This window comes from Sandaracinus amylolyticus, from assembly GCF_021631985.1.
Lineage (GTDB): Bacteria > Myxococcota_A > Polyangia > Polyangiales > Sandaracinaceae > Sandaracinus > Sandaracinus amylolyticus_A.
Genome location: NZ_CP070225.1, coordinates 10394793 through 10410557 on the forward strand (window position 1 = coordinate 10394793; position 15765 = coordinate 10410557).

Genomic DNA, 15765 nt, shown 5'->3' on the forward strand with positions numbered 1-15765 from the left:
GCGGGTTCGTGCTCTGCTGCGCGCGTGGCTCGTTCGATCGTCGTGCTCGCGCTCCTGCTCGCGTCGTGTGCGAGCTTGCAGCGCGCTCGAGAAGATCTCGATGCGCGCTCCGGGCTCGCGCTGGTCTCGGGCCGGGTGCGCGTCGACGGGGGAGATGGCGCGCCGGTCGTGGTCGCGCTGTTGCGCGCACCGCCGCGCGAAGGGTGTCCCTACGAGGTCGTCGATCGACGTCAGGTGTTCGGGCGCGAGGGCGGCTACGAGATGGTCGCCGAGCCCGGGATCTACCGGCTCGTCGCGTTCGAGGACAGCTCGCGCGATCTCGAGTACTCGCCGGGCGAGCGCATCGTCGCGTGGGACGACTTCCACGATCTCGAGCTCGCGCCGCGATTCCATCCCGGCATCGATCTCGAGCTCTCGGGGCTCGCGCCGCGCTTCGAGCGTGCGATCGCGACGACACCCGCGCCGAGCGGGTTGAGCGTGGGCGAGGTGCGGGCGCTCGACGACGCGCGCTTCGGGCCCGAGGTCGCGCGCATCGGGATCTGGGAGCCGCTGCGCTTCCTGCGCGAGTCGGGCGCCGGCGTGTACTTCCTCGAGCCCTACGACCCGTCGCGCACGCCGGTGCTCTTCGTGCACGGAATGGGCGGTCATCCGCGGGAATTCGCGTCGATGATCGCGCGGCTCGATCGCACCACGCACCAGGCGTGGGTCGCGTTCTATCCGTCGGGCTGGGACCTCGAGAGCATCGCGTCGTACCTGCACCGCGCGATGAGCGAGGCGCACACGACGACGCGCTTCGAACGGCTCTGCGTCGTCGCGCACAGCATGGGCGGCGTGATCGCGCGGCGCGCGCTCGCGATGCACGTCGGGCAGCGCGAGGATCCGACGCGCTCGTTCGTGCACGGCTTCGTGACGATCGCGTCGCCGCTCGGAGGGCATCCCGGTGCGGCGCAGGGCGTGGTGCTGAGCCCGGTGGTGATCGACTCGTGGCGCTCGCTGGTGCCGGCGAGCTTGTTCCTCCGAGACCTCTACGACGTGCCGCTCCCGCGCGAGACGCGATATGCGCTCCTGTTCGCCTATCGAGCGGGCCAGTCGGACGACGGGGTCGTGCCCATCGCGAGCCAGCTGCGCGCCCAGGGCCAGGACGAAGCGCAATTCGTGCGCGGATACGAGGACACCCACACCGGCGTGCTGCAGAACGAGCGAGTGTGGGCGGCAGTCGAGCGAGAGCTGGAGACGTGTCGAGACGCGATGTAGTGCTCGAAGGGCTCAGTGCACCGGAGCCAACGCCTTCTTCGCTTCGCTCACGGCGTACACCACCAAGCCCACGCCCGCGAAGTACAGCCACCATCGGAGCTCGATCGGCGCGCTGTGGAAGAGCACGTTCATGAACGGCGCGTACGTGAAGAGCAGCTGACAGCCGAGCATCGCAATCGCGCCCGCCCACACCCATCTGTTCGAGAAGAGGCCCAGTCGGTGCGCGGGAATCCGCAGCGATCGACACGAGAACAGATAGGCCACCTCGACCACGACGATCGTGTTCGTCGCGATCGTGCGCGCTTCCGCGATCTTCGTGGGGTCCTCGGCGTACGCGAGCTCGAAGAACCCGAACGCTGCGCCCGCGATCAGGCACGAGACCAGCAGTGTCCGCACCGCGAGCCGCACGCCGAGCAGTGACTCCTTGGGATCGCGCGGCGGGCGCGACATCACGCCCGGCTCCTTCTTCTCGAACACCAGGGTCACGCCGAGCAGCACCGCGGTCGCGAGGTTCACCCAGAGGATCTGCACCGGCAGGATCGGCAGCTCGCGCTGCGCGACGATCGCCGCGAGCAGCACGAGGCCCTCGCCGCCGTTCGTCGGCAGCGTCCATGCGATGAACTTCCTGAGGTTGTCGTAGACCCGGCGCCCTTCTTCGACCGCGGCCTCGATCGTCGCGAAGTTGTCGTCGGTGAGGATCATCGCGGCCGCGCCGCGCGCGACGTCGGTGCCGTTCTTCCCCATCGCGACGCCGATGTCCGCCTGCTTCAGCGCGGGCGCGTCGTTGACTCCGTCGCCCGTCATCGCGACGACGTGACCCCGCTTCTGCAGCGCGCGCACGAGGCGCAGCTTCTGCTCGGGCGCGACCCGCGCGAACACCGAGGCACGCTCGGCGAGCGCGGGCAGGGCGTCGTCGCTCACGTCCTCGAGCTCGCGCCCCGTGATCGCGCGCAGCTTTCCGTTCGCGTCGCGCTCGCCGTCGAGCCCGAGCTCGTCGGCGATCGCCGATGCCGTCACCGCGTGATCGCCGGTGATCATCTTCACCTGGATGCCCGCGGCGCGGCAGCTCGCGACCGCGCGCTTCGCCTCGGCGCGCGGCGGATCGATCATCCCGACGAGGCCGAGGAACGTCAGCTCCTTCACGTCGGCGTGCACGATGTCGGTCGCGCCGGCGGGCATCTCGCGCTTCGCGATCACGAGGAGGCGCAGCCCGCGTGATGCGAGCTCGTCGATCTTCGCCGCCGCCGCGTCGCGATCGAAGCGGGTGCACGCGCCGTCGGCGTCGAGGGCCTCGACGCACGCGGCGAGCAGCACGTCGGAGGAGCCCTTCACGTGCATCGTCGCGCGACCGTGGCGCTCGTCGTGATCGAGCGTCGCCATGTACATGTGGTCGGACTCGAACGGGATGACGTCGAGGCGTCGGCTCTCGTCGAGGCCGAGCGCGCCGCCCGCCTTCTCCGCGAGCACCACGAGCGCGGCCTCGGTGGGATCGCCCTCGACCTTCGTGCCCTCGGGCCCTCGCAGCACCCGCGTGTCGTTGCACAGCGCGCCGGCGCGCACGCACTCGAGCAGCGCTCGACACGAGGTCACGTCGACGCGCGAGCTCTCGCGCACGAACCCGCCGGCCGCGTCGTAGCCGACGCCCTTCACGCCGAAGTCGATCCCGCCTGCCCACACGTGCGTGACCGTCATCTGGTTCTCGGTGAGCGTGCCCGTCTTGTCGGAGCAGATCACCGACGTGCTCCCGAGCGTCTCGACCGCGGGCAGACGGCGCACCAGCGCGCGCCGCTTCGCCATCTGCGACACGCCCACCGCCAGCAGCACCGTGACCGCCGCGGGCAGGCCCTCGGGGATCGCACCGACCGCGAGCGCGACCGCGGCGTTGAACGTCTTCGCGAGATCGGAGTGACGCGCGGCCTCGAGCGCGAACGCGCCCGCGGCGACGGCGAGGATGATCCACACCAGCGCGCGCGAGAGGCCCTCGATGCGGCGGGTGAGCGGCGTCGCGATCTCCTCGGCCGACGCGATCAGCCCCGCGATGCGCCCGGTCTCGGTCGCGTCACCGGTCGCCACCACGATGCCGGCGGCGCTGCCGTAGGTGACCGCGGTGCCGGCGAACGCGAGGTTGGTGCGATCGGCGAGCACCGCATCGGGCGGCAGCTCGGCGATCTGCTTGCGGACCGGCACCGACTCGCCGGTGAGTGGGGCCTCGTCGACGTGCAGATCGCGGATGCGCAACAACCGCAGATCGGCAGGCACCGAGTCGCCCGAGTGGAGCTCGACGAGATCGCCGACGACCAGCTGCTCGCTGCGCACGCGCGCCTTGCGTCCGCCGCGCACGACGCTCGCCTCGGTCACCACCAGCGCGTCGAGCGCCGCGATCGCGCTCTCGGCGCGCTGCTCCTGGAAGAACCCGATCAGCGCGTTGAGCACCACGACCGCGCCGATCACCGCGGCATCGACGTAGTCGCCGAGCGCGATCGACACGATCACGGCGAGGATGAGCACCACGACCAGCGGCGCGATGAATTGATCGAGCAACCGCCGCCACGCGGGCCGCCCGCGCCGCCGCGACAAGCGGTTGGGACCGTCGCGATCGAGGCGATGCTTCGCCTCGGCCTCGTCGAGCCCCGCACGATCGTCTCCACCGAGCGCGGCGACCACGTCGCCCGCGCGCTTCGCGTGCCAGTCCTTCGAGCCGTTCTCGCGCACGACCGCATAGGTCCCCGGGCGCGTGCGGAGGTCAACCTTTCGGCTCGCCGGGGATGGCGCCGTCGCCATCGCGTCACGCGGGCGCGATGCGCGGCTCGGGCTCCGGCAGCTCGATCCACCGCACGATGTCCTGCATCTCCAGCACGCCGATCACGTCGTCGCCCTCGAGCACCGGGAGCGTCGCGATCTCCGCGCGGAGCATCGTCCGCAGCGCCTCCGCGAGATCGGTGCGCGCGCCGATGCGCGGCAGCTCCGTCACCGGCACCATCGCGTCGCGCACGGGGCGCTGCTCCCACTCGCGCGCCGGCACGCGACGCACGTCCTCGAAGCGAAGGAGCCCCACGCACACGCCGCGCTCCATCACCGGCAGCGCGCGCGCCGAGGTGCCGACGAAGTGGTTCGCGACCGCGCTCGCGATCGGCACCTCGGGCCCGATCGCGCTCGTCACCGGGTGCATGAGGTGCGACGCGACGAGCCCGCCGAGGCGCTCCTCGAGGAGCGCGCTCTGGTGGTACGTGCTCGCCGCGCTCAGCAGGAACCAACCGAGGAACGCGATCCAGACGCCGCTCGTGAACGCGAGCGGGCCGAGTCGGAACGCCGACGCGATCCCGATCGCGATCATCACGAGCGAGATCGCCTGTCCGATGCGCGCGGCGACGCGCGTCGCAGTGCGGTAGTCGCCGTCGAGCGCCCAGAGCAGCGCGCGGAGCACGCGCCCGCCGTCGAGCGGGAACGCGGGGATGGTGTTGAACAACGCGATCGCGAGGTTCGCGATGCCGACCCACGCGAGCAGCGCCGGCACCGGCTCGAGCCATCCGAGCACGCCCGACGCGTCGGCCCAGAGCTTCGCGAGCGGGACCTGCATGAGCCCGGCGAGCGTGATCAGCACGAGCCCGAGCACGAGGCTGGTGATCGGGCCGACGAACGCGACGACGATCTCCCGCGCCGGCGTGCGTCCTTCGCGCGGATAGGTCGCGATGCCGCCGAGCAGGAAGAGCGTGATCGCGGTGACCGGCGTGCCGAGCCGGCGCGCGACGAGCGCCTGCACGAGCTCGTGCACGACGATCGACGTGGCGATCCCGACCACCGCGAAGAACGCGAGCAGGACCGAGAGCCCGAGCGGCCAGCCCGGATGGCTCGCGAAGAAGTGCGCGCTGAGGCTGACGAAGAAGAGGAGCCCGACGAGCAGCCAGCTCCAGTCGAGCCGCACGTCGATCCCCGCGAACCGTCCGAGCCTCAGATTTCCCTGCATCGTCGTGCTCACTCCTGGGCGCTCGTGGGCAGCGCGAAGGGGCCGCCGCGTGACGAGAGCGCGCGCTCGATCGCATTCCGCACGTGGGTCCAGAGCACCGACAGGCGTGCATACGGCGAGTCGTTCACCGCACGATCGGTGAACACGCCGTGCGCGCCGAAGTCGCCGGGCAGCGGCTCGAAGAGGTTGTCGCGCCGCGGCACGTGGAGCGGCATCTCGGCCATCTGTCCGTCGTAACCCTCGTTCGCGAGCACGTGATCGGCATATCCGGGCGCGAATTTCGATCCGAGGATCGCTTTCACGGTGGGCTTTCCGACGAAGACCTCGCGACGCCGATATCCGATCGAGTCCGCGATCACACGCGCTGCGACCTCGGGCTGGTAGATCGGCGGAACCGGCTGAGGGTGTTTGTCGAATCGAGTCCTGCACCAGGAGAATTGCGGCGTGTTCATCGCAGGCAGATGGATCATCGTCAGTGCGATCCGACTGCGGTCGTGGAGCAGCTCGCTGCGCAGCGAGTCGGTGAACCCGCGCACCGCGTGCTTCGCGCCGCAGTACGCCGCCTGCAGCGGGATGGAGCGATAGGCGAGGGCGGAGCCGACCTGGATGATGTGGCCGCGATCGCGCGGCTTCATGCGACGCAGCGCGGCCATCGTGCCCCACACCGCGCCGAGATAGGTCACCTCGGTCACGCGGCGCACCTCGTCGGGCGCGAGCTGCTCGATCGGCGACACCACCGTGCACATCGCGTTGTTGATCCAGACGTCGATCGGGCCGATCTCGCGCTCCGTGAGGTCCGCCGCGGCCTCGACCGCCGTCTCGTCGGCGACGTCGGTGGGGATCGCGATCGCGGGCACACCGAGCGCCCACGCCTCGCGCTGTGCGGCCACGAGCCCGTCGTGCCCACGCGCCAGGAGCGCGAGCCCCCAGCCTCGCGCCGCGAGCTCGCGAGCGGTGGCCCGTCCCACGCCCGCGCTCGCCCCGGTGATGACCGCGATGCCCTTCATGGAGACGTGTGAGTTCAAGAGTCGGGCCGAGCACGAGAGAGGCGGAACGTCACGGCGCGGTCTTCACCAGCGTGCGCAGCACCTCCGCCACGCTCCACGCCTGCGCGCAGCAGCCGCGCGGCACGTAGGGCTCCTCGGCGTCGAAGATCTCGCTGATGTTCCCGACGCATGCGTCGTTCATCGCGCTGCCGAACCCCGAGAGCAGCGATCTCGCCTCCACGACGCGCTCCGGGTGCACCCGCAGGAACGCGTCGACGAAAGGCCCGATCAGCCACGCCCACACGGTGCCCTGGTGGTACGCGAGATCGCGCGCGCGCAGGTCGCCGAAATAACGAGGCTTGTAGTCGGTGTGTCCGGGCGCGAGCGAGCGCAGCCCGAACGGCGTGAGCAGTCGAGTCTGCACCTTGTGCAGCACCGTCTCCCACTTCGACTTCTCGAGCACCGGATGGGCGAGCGAGAATGCGAGCACCTGATTCGGTCGGAACGCGGCGTCGTCTCCGCTCTCGCCGTCGACGACGTCGTAGAGATATCCACCCTCCGAGTACCAGAATCGCGCGTTGAACGACGCGTGCGCGCGATCGGCGTGCTCCGCGAAGTGACGCGCCGTGCCCTCGTCGCGCAGCTCGTCGAGCGCCCAGCGCTGCATCGAGCGCAGCGTGTTGTACCAGAGCGCGTTGAGCTCGACGGCCTTGCCACGGCGCGGTGTGACGACGTAGTCGCCCACCTTCGCGTCCATCCACGTGAGCTGATATCCCTCCGCGCCCTGGCGCAGCAGCCCGTCGTCCGCGTCGACGCCGATGCCGAAGCGAGTCCCGCGCATGTGCTGCGCGACGATGTCCATCAGCGTCGGCATGAGCAGGCGCAGCGTCGCGCGGTCGTTGGTTACCTCCACGTAGCGCCCGAGCGCGTGGAAGAACCACAACGTCGCGTCCGCGGTGTGATAGAGGCCGAGGTTCTTTCCCTCGGGGAACATGTTGGGAATCAGACCGTCGCGGACGTAGTGCGCGAACGTGCGGAGGATGTAGCCCGCCTCGTTGTGCCGCCCCGTCGTGAGCGTCAGTCCCTCGAGCGAGATCATCGTGTCGCGGCCCCAGTCGGTGAACCAGTGGTATCCCGCGATCACCGTGCGGATCTCGTCGCCCGACGCATAGGCGCGCGCCGCGTCCTCGGTGCGTCCCGCGGGCGTGATCAGGAATTGATCCGCGGCCTGCACCAGCTCCGCCGCGAGCCCCTCGCGCGCCTTCGGATGTGCGAGCGCCGCGAGCTTCGCCCGCCGCTCGCGCTCGCGCGCGACCACTTGATCGTGCGGCACCGCGTGGACGACGTTCCAGTCCTCGACCGACGCGACCAGCGCGATCGGCTCTCCGCGCTTCAGTCGCGCGCGGAAGTACCCGGGCGTATAGAGCGCGCCGACGGCGTCGTATCCGCGGCTCGCCTCGATGTGATAGCGGACGTCGTGGATGCGCTTGCCCTCGATGCGGAAGGCCGACTCGCACCCTCGCACCTGCATCCGCAAGGGCGGTAGATCGAGCTCGTCCTCGTGCGAGACCTCGAATCGATCACCGATCAGCCGGAGCGCGTACTCGCCCTCGACGCGCCCTTCGACCGAGCCCTCGTGATGGCGGAAGTGCAGCCACGGCTCGAGCTCGATCTCGGGCTCCGATCCACCGGCGCACAGCGTGTAGACGACGTACGTCGTGTTCTGCCGGTGCGGCATCACGACCCGACGCTCGATCACGCAGTCGGCGATCTCGTAGCGCCACACCGGCAGGCCCATCTCGATGCGGAAGTCGGTGCAGCGCGCGAGCGGCTCGTCGCGCCGGTGCGGGTCTTCCTGGCCGCAGATGCGCATCGCGCGAGCACCGAGGATCACGCGCTCGCCGAGGTGATTGAGCATCATCGTGCGGCCGCGCGGAGCGGGCAGCGCCGCGATGAGCACGCCGTGGAACCGCCGCGTGATCACGCCGCTCACCGTGCCCGCCGCGTATCCGCCGAGCCCGTTGGTGACGAGCCACTCGTGCGCGACCAGCGGGCGCGAGGGCGCCTCGGGATCGACGGTGCACGCGCGCGGCTGCTCGTCGTGGTTCCTCGTCGAGTCGATTCCGAGGATGCGAATCGGCGGGCTCATCGTCGATCCTCCGTGCTCGTCGTGGTCGGGGTCGTCCGCGTCTTCTTCGGCGGGCCGAAGCGCGGCGTCGGATCGGGCTCGGGCACCAGCAGCACGGTGGACTCGGCGGTGAGGTGCCAGCCGTCGTCCTGCTCGGTGGGAACGGTGCCGCGCCCGCCCCAGCGCGGGTCCTCGCTGCTGAACGCGTCACGCCAGCGCGCTCCGAACGGCGGCGCACAGAGCGGCTCGGAGCACGAGGGCAGGAATCGGCTCGGCCCGAGGTTCACGACGAGCAATCGATCCTGGTCCGGCGTGCTCCCGAGATAGCGCAGCACGAGCGCGTGCTCGGCGGGCTCGCTCAGCGCCGCAGCGTCGAGGCCCACCCGTGTCTCGCCGGCGATCGTCGGATCGTCTCGCCGCATCGCGAGCAGCGTCCGGACCATCGCGAGGTGAGCGGTGTCGCGCCGCTGATGATCGAGCTTCGAGCGCTCGAACGTGTCGAGCGCGGCGGGATCGGCGAGCCGGCTTCGCGCGTCCGGTGATCCGAGCGACGGGAACTGTGCGAGGAACTCGGTGCGCCCCTTCCGCACGCTCTCCGCGAGCCCGGGCTCGTGATCGGCGAAATAGAGGAACGGCGACGACGCGAGGAATTCCTCGCCCTGGAACAGGAGCGGAGTGCTCGGTCCGAGCAACACGAGCGACGACAACGCGCGATATCTCGCGGGCGAAGTCAGCTGGTGCAGGCGACGGCCGTCGAGCGAGTTCGCGATCTGATCGTGGTTCTGCAGATACGCGACGAACCGCTTCGGATCGATCCCGAGCGTGCGAGTCCCACGTCGCTGCGACTGCCACGCATAACGCTGGCCCTGGTAGAGGAATCCGTGCTTCAGCGCCGATGCGATCTCCTGCGCAGATCCGGTGTAGTCGCGGAAATAGGCCTCGTCGCGGCCGGTGAGCGCGACTGCCGCGGAATGGTGGAAGTCGTCGTTCCACAGCGCGTCGAGCTCCATTCCGCCTTCGTGGCGCGGGCGGACGAGAGCGACCCGCTGCGGCTCGTTCTCGCCGATCACCAGCGTCGTGCGATCGGGCGCCGCCTCGCGCACCGCCCGCGCGAGCTCCGACACGATGTGCTCGTGATCGTCGAAGTCGTAGACGTCCTGGGTCGCGTCGATGCGCAGACCGTCGAAGTGGTACTCGTCGATCCAGAATCGCGCGTTCGCGATCACCAGATCGCGCACCGGCTCGCTGCCCGGACCGTCGAAGCGCGGGGACACGCCCCAGTCGGTCTCGTATCGATCGCTGAAGAACGAAGGCGCGAATCGAGGGAGGTAGTTCCCGTCGGGCCCGAGGTGGTTGTAGACGACGTCGAGGATCACCGCGAGACCGAGCTCGTGCGCGCGATCGACGAACGCACGCAGATCGTCGGGCGTGCCGTAGCCGGCGTACGGCGCGAAGAGCGAGACCCCGTCGTAGCCCCAGCCGAAGCGCCCGGGGAACGCGCTCACCGGCATCATCTCGACCACCGTGATCCCGAGGTCGGCGAGCTCGCGCAGGTGGTCCGCCGCCGCGCGCCACGTGCCCTCGCGCGTGAACGTGCCGACGTGCATCTCGTAGAACACCGCCTCCCGCAGCGCGCGACCGCGCCACGCGTGATCGCTCCACGCGAACGCGCGCGGATCGATCACCGCCGAGGCCCCGTGCGGCCCGTCGGGCTGCGAGCGCGATCCGGGATCGGGATAGAGCTTCGGATCGTCGTCGAGCAGGAGCCCGTAGCGCGTGCCGGGCCCCGCATCACGCAGCAGCGCCCGCCAGTGTTGCGTGCCGTCGCGGTCGAGGAGCACGCGCCGCTCGTGACGCGTGCCGGGATCGAGCACCGCCTCGACGCGTCGCGCCACGGGCGACCAGACGCGCAGCTCGACGCCCTCGCGCTGCACCTCCGCGCCGATCGGTGCTCGTCTCCGCGTGCTCATCCCGGGCACCACCGAGCAAAGGCCGTGCGTGGCGCGTCGCGCGTGGCGTGCTGCCTCGCATTCGTCGCGCGGCGCCTCCCGCGTGATCGAGCGACCGTGCGCGTGATCGCGTAGAGTCCGCCGCGATGGGCCTCGGCTCGATCGTGCTCGGCGTCTTCGCGCTGATCTTCATGTTCGGCGGGTTCGTGCTCACGTTCGTGCCGTTCCTCGGCACGATGCTCTCGTTCCTGGCGCCGGTGCTGGCGGTCACGGGCATCGTGCTGGGCGGCGTCGCGCTCTCGCGCGCGAGGGAGACGCAGCAGAGCGAGGGGCTCGCGATCGGCGGGCTCGTCGTGAACATCGTGGCGTTCGTGCCGGCGATGCTCGTCGCCGTCACGTGCGGTCTGTGCAACACGGTGTGCACGGGGATCGCGCTCACGCCGAGCGATCCCAACGCGCCGCCCTGGTACTTGCGCGACAGCGGGCCTTCGCCGTTCGACGTCTTCTTCGTCGACGCAGGCGTGCCGCACGCGGCGCCGAACGCGCCGAACGCACCGCCTCCGATCGCGCCGCCGCCTCCGAGCCCCGCGACCCCGGCCACACCGGAGCCCCCCGCGGCGCTGCCGCCTCCTCCGCTCCCGCCCGGGCCCGCGACGGAGACGAGCCCGCCATGAACCCGATCGTCGGCGAGCTCACCCTCGGCGGCGTCACCCGCCCGCTCGGCGGGTACGGCGTCGCGGTCGCGATCGGCATGTTGCTGAGCGGCCTCTTCGCGACGCGCGCCGCGCAGCGCGCGCGCGAGGACGTCGGCGCGGTGATCGCGTGCTGCGGCTACGCCGTCGCGGGCGGGCTCGCGGGCGCGTGGCTCACGTTCATCGCCGTCGAGTGGGCGCGCACCGGCTCGCCGACGACCGCGCTGAGCACCGGTGGCGGGCTCGTCTTCTACGGCGCGGTGCCCGGCGGCGCGCTCGCGACGTGGCTCGGCGCGCGCTACCTGCGCGTGCCGTTCGTGAAGATGCTCGACCTCGGCGTGCCCGGGATCGCCGCGGGCCACGCGATCGGGCGCATCGGCTGTTTCCTCGGAGGCTGCTGCTACGGCGCCGAGCACCACGGCCCGCTCGCGGTCGTGTTCACGCATCCGCTCGCGCCCGCTGCGCACCCGCCGATCCCGCGCCATCCGGTGCAGCTCTACGAGTCCGCGGGGCTGCTCGCGCTCGGCTTCGTGTTCGCGCTCCTGCCGACCGGACGCACGAACGGCACGCGCACGCTCGCCTACGTGATCGCGTACGGCGTGCTGCGCTTCGTGGTCGAGGGCCTCCGCGGCGACACGATCCGCGGCGTGTGGGGCCCGCTGTCGACCTCGCAGGCGATCTCGCTCGTGCTGATCGTGCTCGCGACGGGCGTGCTGCTCGCGCGACGCCGCGCGCCCGTGTCAGCCTGAGCGCGCGCCATGACGCGCGTCGCGCTCACGATCCCACTGCTCGCGTCGCTCCTCGGCGGCCTGCACCTGCAGCTCCGCGCGAGCGCGATCGAGGGCCCTCACGATCTCCGCCTCGAGCAGGACGACGTCGTGTGGATCGAAGAGGGCGAGTTCACGATGGGCCCGTCGCGCGGCGACGTGCTCTTCGCGATCCTGCTCTGCCAGGACGAGCACGATCTCGCGGTCGCCGAGGGATGCGCCGATGCGCGCTTCGATCACGAGCGCGGGCCGCGTCGGGTGTACGTCGCGACGTTCGGGATCGATCGCACCGAGGTGACCCACGCGGCGTACCGCCGCTGTGTCGCGGCGGGGCGATGCACGCCGCCGCGCATCGACGAGGGCGATGCGCGGATCGGCGCCGACACGATGCCGGTCGCGGGGATCAGCGCCGCCGACGCCGAGGCCTACTGCGGGTTCGTCGGCGGTCGCCTGCCCACCGAGGACGAGTGGGAGAAGGCCGCGCGCGGCGACACCAACCGCCGCTTCCCGTGGGGCCGCTTCTATCACGCGCGCCTGGCGAACCACGGTCGTCCCCCGCTGCGCCCCGACGTCGGCGACGGGTTCCGCTGGGCCGCGCCGGTCGGCTCGTTCCCCGACGGAGCGAGCCCCTACGGCGTGCTCGACATGGCGGGCAACGTGTACGAGTGGACCTCGTCGCGGCCGAGCGACGCGGACTTCGACGTGCTCGGCGTCCAGGACCAGGACCCCACGCCGTACCGGATCCTGCGCGGCGGATCGTGGAGCCATCCCGCGGTGTCGATGCGCGTCACGCACCGCGCGCTCCTGCTCGCGAGCGACGCGCGCGTCGACGTCGGCGTGCGCTGCGCATACGACCCTCCGCGCGCGCGGTGACGTCGCTGGAAAGCCGCGGTTCCCGCGGCTATCCTCCGCCGCCGACCCTCGGAGGATTCCTTGTCGTCTCGATTCGCAACGCTCTCCGCCACAGTGCTCGCCCTCGCCCTCACCGCCTCCGGCTGCGGGCAGACGCAGGGCGAGACCTGCCAGCTCGACGGCGACTGCGAGAGCGGGCTGATCTGCTGCAAGACCACCTCGGCGGAGTCGGTCCGTGGCACCTGCCAGACCGACCCCGAGTGCCCCGACATCGTCGCGACCGACGGCGGGACGGAGGACGCCGGCGAAGCAGAGACCGACGCCGGTGAAGGCGAGACCGACGCCGGCGATGGAGAGACCGACGCCGGTGAAGCAGAGGCCGACGCCGGTGGAGACGACGCCGGCTCGGACGCGGGCACCGAAGAAGACGCGGGCACCGACGCAGCGACCTGATCGAGAGACGAGACGCCGCAGATGCCCGAGGCCCGCACGATGGTCGACCCGCTGATCGGACGCACGATCGGCGGGCGCTACCGCTTGATCCAGCGGCTCGGAAGCGGCGGCATGTCGAGCGTCTACCTCGCGCGCCACGTGCTCATCGATCGCCTGATGGCGATCAAGACGCTGCGTCGCGATCTCGCGTCGGATCCCGTGCAGCGCGACCGCTTCATCCGCGAGGCGCGCGCGGTCAATCGCATCAACCACGAGAACATCGTCGAGATCACCGACTTCGGCGAGGCCGAGGACGGGCTCGTCTACCTCGTGATGGAGTACGTGCCGGGCGAGCCGCTGCTGCGCGTGATGAGCGGCCAGGGCCCGTTCTCGATCGCGCGCGCGTTCGACATCGCGCAGCAGATCGGCAGCGCGCTCGCGCGCGCGCACCAGATGGGCGTGGTCCACCGCGACCTCAAGCCCGAGAACATCCTGATCGTGCAGAAGCGCGATCGGAAGGACTTCGTGAAGATCCTGGACTTCGGGATCGCGAAGATCCTCGATGCGCCCTCGCTCACCGGCTCGCAGCAGATCTTCGGCACGCCGGGCTACATCGCGCCCGAGTACATCCAGTCGACGAACATCGACGGTCGCGCCGATCTCTACTCGCTCGGCGTGATCCTCTACGAGATGGTCACGGGCGCGCTGCCCTTCGACTACGAGTACCCCGGCGACCTGCTCGTCAAGCACGTGACCGAGCAGCCGATCCCGCCGACGCAGCGCCGCTCCGAGGTGCCCGGGCCGGTCGAGGAGCTCGTGCTGCGCTGCCTCGTGAAGGATCCCCAGGATCGCTTCCGCGACGCGTACCACTTCCTCTCCGAGCTGCGCGCGGTGCGCGAGCGCCTGGGCCCCGCGACCAGCTGGGGCGGGCTCAACGAGCCCGGCGTCGAGGTCGGACGCGCGCTCGACGAGGGCGCGCCGACGCCCACGGTGCTCGGTGATTCGCGGACCGATCACCGCGAGGACTCGAGCGAGCGGGACGAGCTGCGCACCACGCAGCCCTCGCGCAGCGAGGCGCACGACACGCCGCTCGAGCCGGAGCGCGTCGTGCGTGTGCCCGGCGCGCCGGGTGCGTTCGGCCGGGTGACCGCGGAGTACGCGCGGCCGGTGATCCCCGAGCCCCCGCGCGATGATCTCGAGATCGAGGTCGAGGTCGACGTCGCCGCGATCGCCGAGGAAGAGAAGGCGAAGGAGCTCGATCGCGCGACGCAGCCCGCGCCCGCGCCCGAGATGGCGCCCGAGGGGCTCTTCGGCGTGCGCCGCTGGCGCAAGCGCTTCGACGCGATCCGCGCGTGGCTCGACGAGCTCGAGATGGAGCACCCGGCGCCCGCGGAGATCGATCACGCGATGGCGTTCGCGGCGCGCACGCTCGAGTCGCTCGAGGAGTCGGTCGCGGTGTCGGAGACGCACCAGGCGACGGTCGAGTCGCTCGGGGTCAGGGCGCGCGACTACCGCGCGACGCTGGGCCGGACGATCGACGAGCTCGCGGGCGAGCTCAGCAAGCGGCGCGGCGAGCTCGAGCAGCTGGTGCGCCGTCGCGACGATCTCGGGGTGCGTCGCGAGGTCGCGCGCTCGAAGGTGCGTGCCCGAGAGGCGACCGAGGGCGAGGCCGACGCGCTCCTCTGGGAGCTCGCCGCGGTCGAGGAAGACGTGCGCGTGAAGGCCGCCCAGTGCGACGAGCTCGAGGCGCAGGTCACCGAGCTGCGCGATCGCCTCGATCGCGAGAACGAGCGCTTCGAGGGCGAGATCGCGTCGCTCGTCGCGGTGCTCGACGTCGAGATGCAGCGTCTCGAGGGCATCGCCGCCGCGCTCCGCGCGCCGCTGGAGCGCGCGGAGAAGTACGTGCGCGACCACTGGCCCGACGCGCGCTGAGCGCGCCGTTCAGAGGCACGCGGTGAAGTAGTTCCGCGTGAGCCGCGCCGAGCAGATGTCGAGGCACTCGGTGCCCGAGCTCCCGCAGCGGCGGTAGCCGACGTCGGGCGGCGTCACGGGGCCCGGACAGATCGCGGGGGTCGCGGTGCTGGGGATTCCCCAGCATCGTCCCGCGACCGCGGTCCCACAGCTCGCCGCGCCGAGCGCACGCTCGACGATGCACTCGGTGCCCGCCGAGCACTCCGCCCCGCTCGCGCAGGATCGAGCGGTGCTCGTGCAGCCCTGGTACGACCCGGTCGTGAACGCCGTCGCGCCGAGCCAGCGCGCGTGCGTCTCGTTCCAGTACGACACCCCGTTGCACCCGCACGCCGGCTGATGGACGTTCGACGTCGAGCCCGGCCGCGGCACGCACACGCCCGAGCTCCCGCAGTCGGGCGCGTTGCAGTACTCGCCGGGCCCGCAGTCGTTGGCGACCGGGTTGCAGGCCGGCGGCCCGCTGTCCGCGCCGGCGTCCGTGCCGCTGTCGCTCGATCCTGCGTCGTCCGCGGCCGCGTCGTTCGGCGCGGCGTCCGCTCCGCCCGCGTCGTGCTCTCCCGCGTCGAGCCCGCCTCCGTCGAGCCTGCCTCCGTCGCGCGCACCCGCATCGCCCGTCGCGGCGTCGAAGTCGCCCTCCACGCACAGGCCCTCGACGCACTGCTGCGCAGGCGGGCACTCCGACGACAGATCACACGCGAAGCGTCCCGACGGAACGTCGAACTCGCAGCCGACCACGAGCGCGAGAATCAGAGCGGAAGCGGACACCGAGCGCA

General features: G+C 71.3%; 12 protein-coding genes. 6 read left to right on the top strand and 6 right to left on the bottom strand.

Features of this window, described 5'->3' with window-relative positions; translation table 11 throughout:
• The first annotated feature begins 24 nt into the window (after positions 1–24).
• The gene (locus I5071_RS44165) at positions 25–1254 is read left to right on the top strand and encodes an esterase/lipase family protein (protein WP_236519439.1); all 1230 of its coding nucleotides are present in this window, start codon (positions 25–27) and stop codon (positions 1252–1254) included.
• Positions 1255–1266: 12 nt separating this feature from the next.
• Here the strand turns inward: I5071_RS44165 and I5071_RS44170 are convergent, their stop codons facing one another.
• The 5 genes from I5071_RS44170 to treZ all read right to left on the bottom strand — a co-directional run bounded on the left by I5071_RS44170 (position 1267) and on the right by treZ (position 10302).
• Positions 1267–3966, bottom strand: a complete 2700-nt coding sequence (locus tag I5071_RS44170; RefSeq protein WP_236519440.1) for a cation-translocating P-type ATPase — start codon at positions 3964–3966, stop codon at positions 1267–1269.
• A gap of 73 nt (positions 3967–4039) precedes the next feature.
• On the bottom strand, positions 4040–5218 hold the full coding sequence (locus I5071_RS44175; RefSeq protein WP_236519441.1) for a site-2 protease family protein: 1179 nt from the start codon (positions 5216–5218) through the stop codon (positions 4040–4042).
• An 8-nt stretch (positions 5219–5226) separates the two neighbouring features.
• Entirely contained in the window at positions 5227–6225 is a 999-nt protein-coding gene (locus I5071_RS44180; RefSeq protein ID WP_236519442.1) for an SDR family oxidoreductase, read from the bottom strand.
• Positions 6226–6274: 49 nt separating this feature from the next.
• Complete coding sequence (locus tag I5071_RS44185; RefSeq protein ID WP_236519443.1) at positions 6275–8353, bottom strand: amylo-alpha-1,6-glucosidase; 2079 nt, start codon at positions 8351–8353, stop codon at positions 6275–6277.
• Positions 8350–10302: a malto-oligosyltrehalose trehalohydrolase gene (gene treZ, locus I5071_RS44190; protein ID WP_236519444.1), complete on the bottom strand. Its 1953-nt coding sequence runs from the start codon at positions 10300–10302 to the stop codon at positions 8350–8352. The genes I5071_RS44185 and treZ overlap by 4 nt, the downstream gene beginning before the upstream one ends.
• A gap of 125 nt (positions 10303–10427) precedes the next feature.
• On the opposite strand from treZ, the gene I5071_RS44195 reads away from it, so the two are divergent.
• The 5 genes from I5071_RS44195 to I5071_RS44215 all read left to right on the top strand — a co-directional run bounded on the left by I5071_RS44195 (position 10428) and on the right by I5071_RS44215 (position 14956).
• Positions 10428–10955 (top strand): hypothetical protein, encoded by a 528-nt coding sequence (locus I5071_RS44195; RefSeq protein WP_236519445.1) that lies wholly within the window; start codon positions 10428–10430, stop codon positions 10953–10955.
• Positions 10952–11722 carry a prolipoprotein diacylglyceryl transferase gene (locus I5071_RS44200; RefSeq protein WP_236519446.1) on the top strand — a complete coding sequence of 257 codons (771 nt, stop codon included), beginning with the start codon at positions 10952–10954 and terminating at the stop codon, positions 11720–11722. The genes I5071_RS44195 and I5071_RS44200 overlap by 4 nt, the downstream gene beginning before the upstream one ends.
• 9 nt (positions 11723–11731) lie before the next feature.
• A complete protein-coding gene (locus I5071_RS44205; protein WP_236519447.1) occupies positions 11732–12613 on the top strand; it encodes a formylglycine-generating enzyme family protein in 882 nt (293 codons plus the stop codon).
• Between the two features lie 93 nt (positions 12614–12706).
• On the top strand, positions 12707–13045 hold the full coding sequence (locus I5071_RS44210; RefSeq protein ID WP_236519448.1) for a hypothetical protein: 339 nt from the start codon (positions 12707–12709) through the stop codon (positions 13043–13045).
• 21 nt (positions 13046–13066) lie between these two features.
• Positions 13067–14956 (top strand): serine/threonine-protein kinase, encoded by a 1890-nt coding sequence (locus tag I5071_RS44215; protein ID WP_236519449.1) that lies wholly within the window; start codon positions 13067–13069, stop codon positions 14954–14956.
• A 9-nt stretch (positions 14957–14965) separates the two neighbouring features.
• On the opposite strand, the gene I5071_RS44220 is transcribed toward I5071_RS44215, so the two are convergent.
• On the bottom strand, positions 14966–15757 hold the full coding sequence (locus I5071_RS44220; RefSeq protein ID WP_236519450.1) for a hypothetical protein: 792 nt from the start codon (positions 15755–15757) through the stop codon (positions 14966–14968).
• Between the last annotated feature and the right edge of the window lie 8 nt (positions 15758–15765).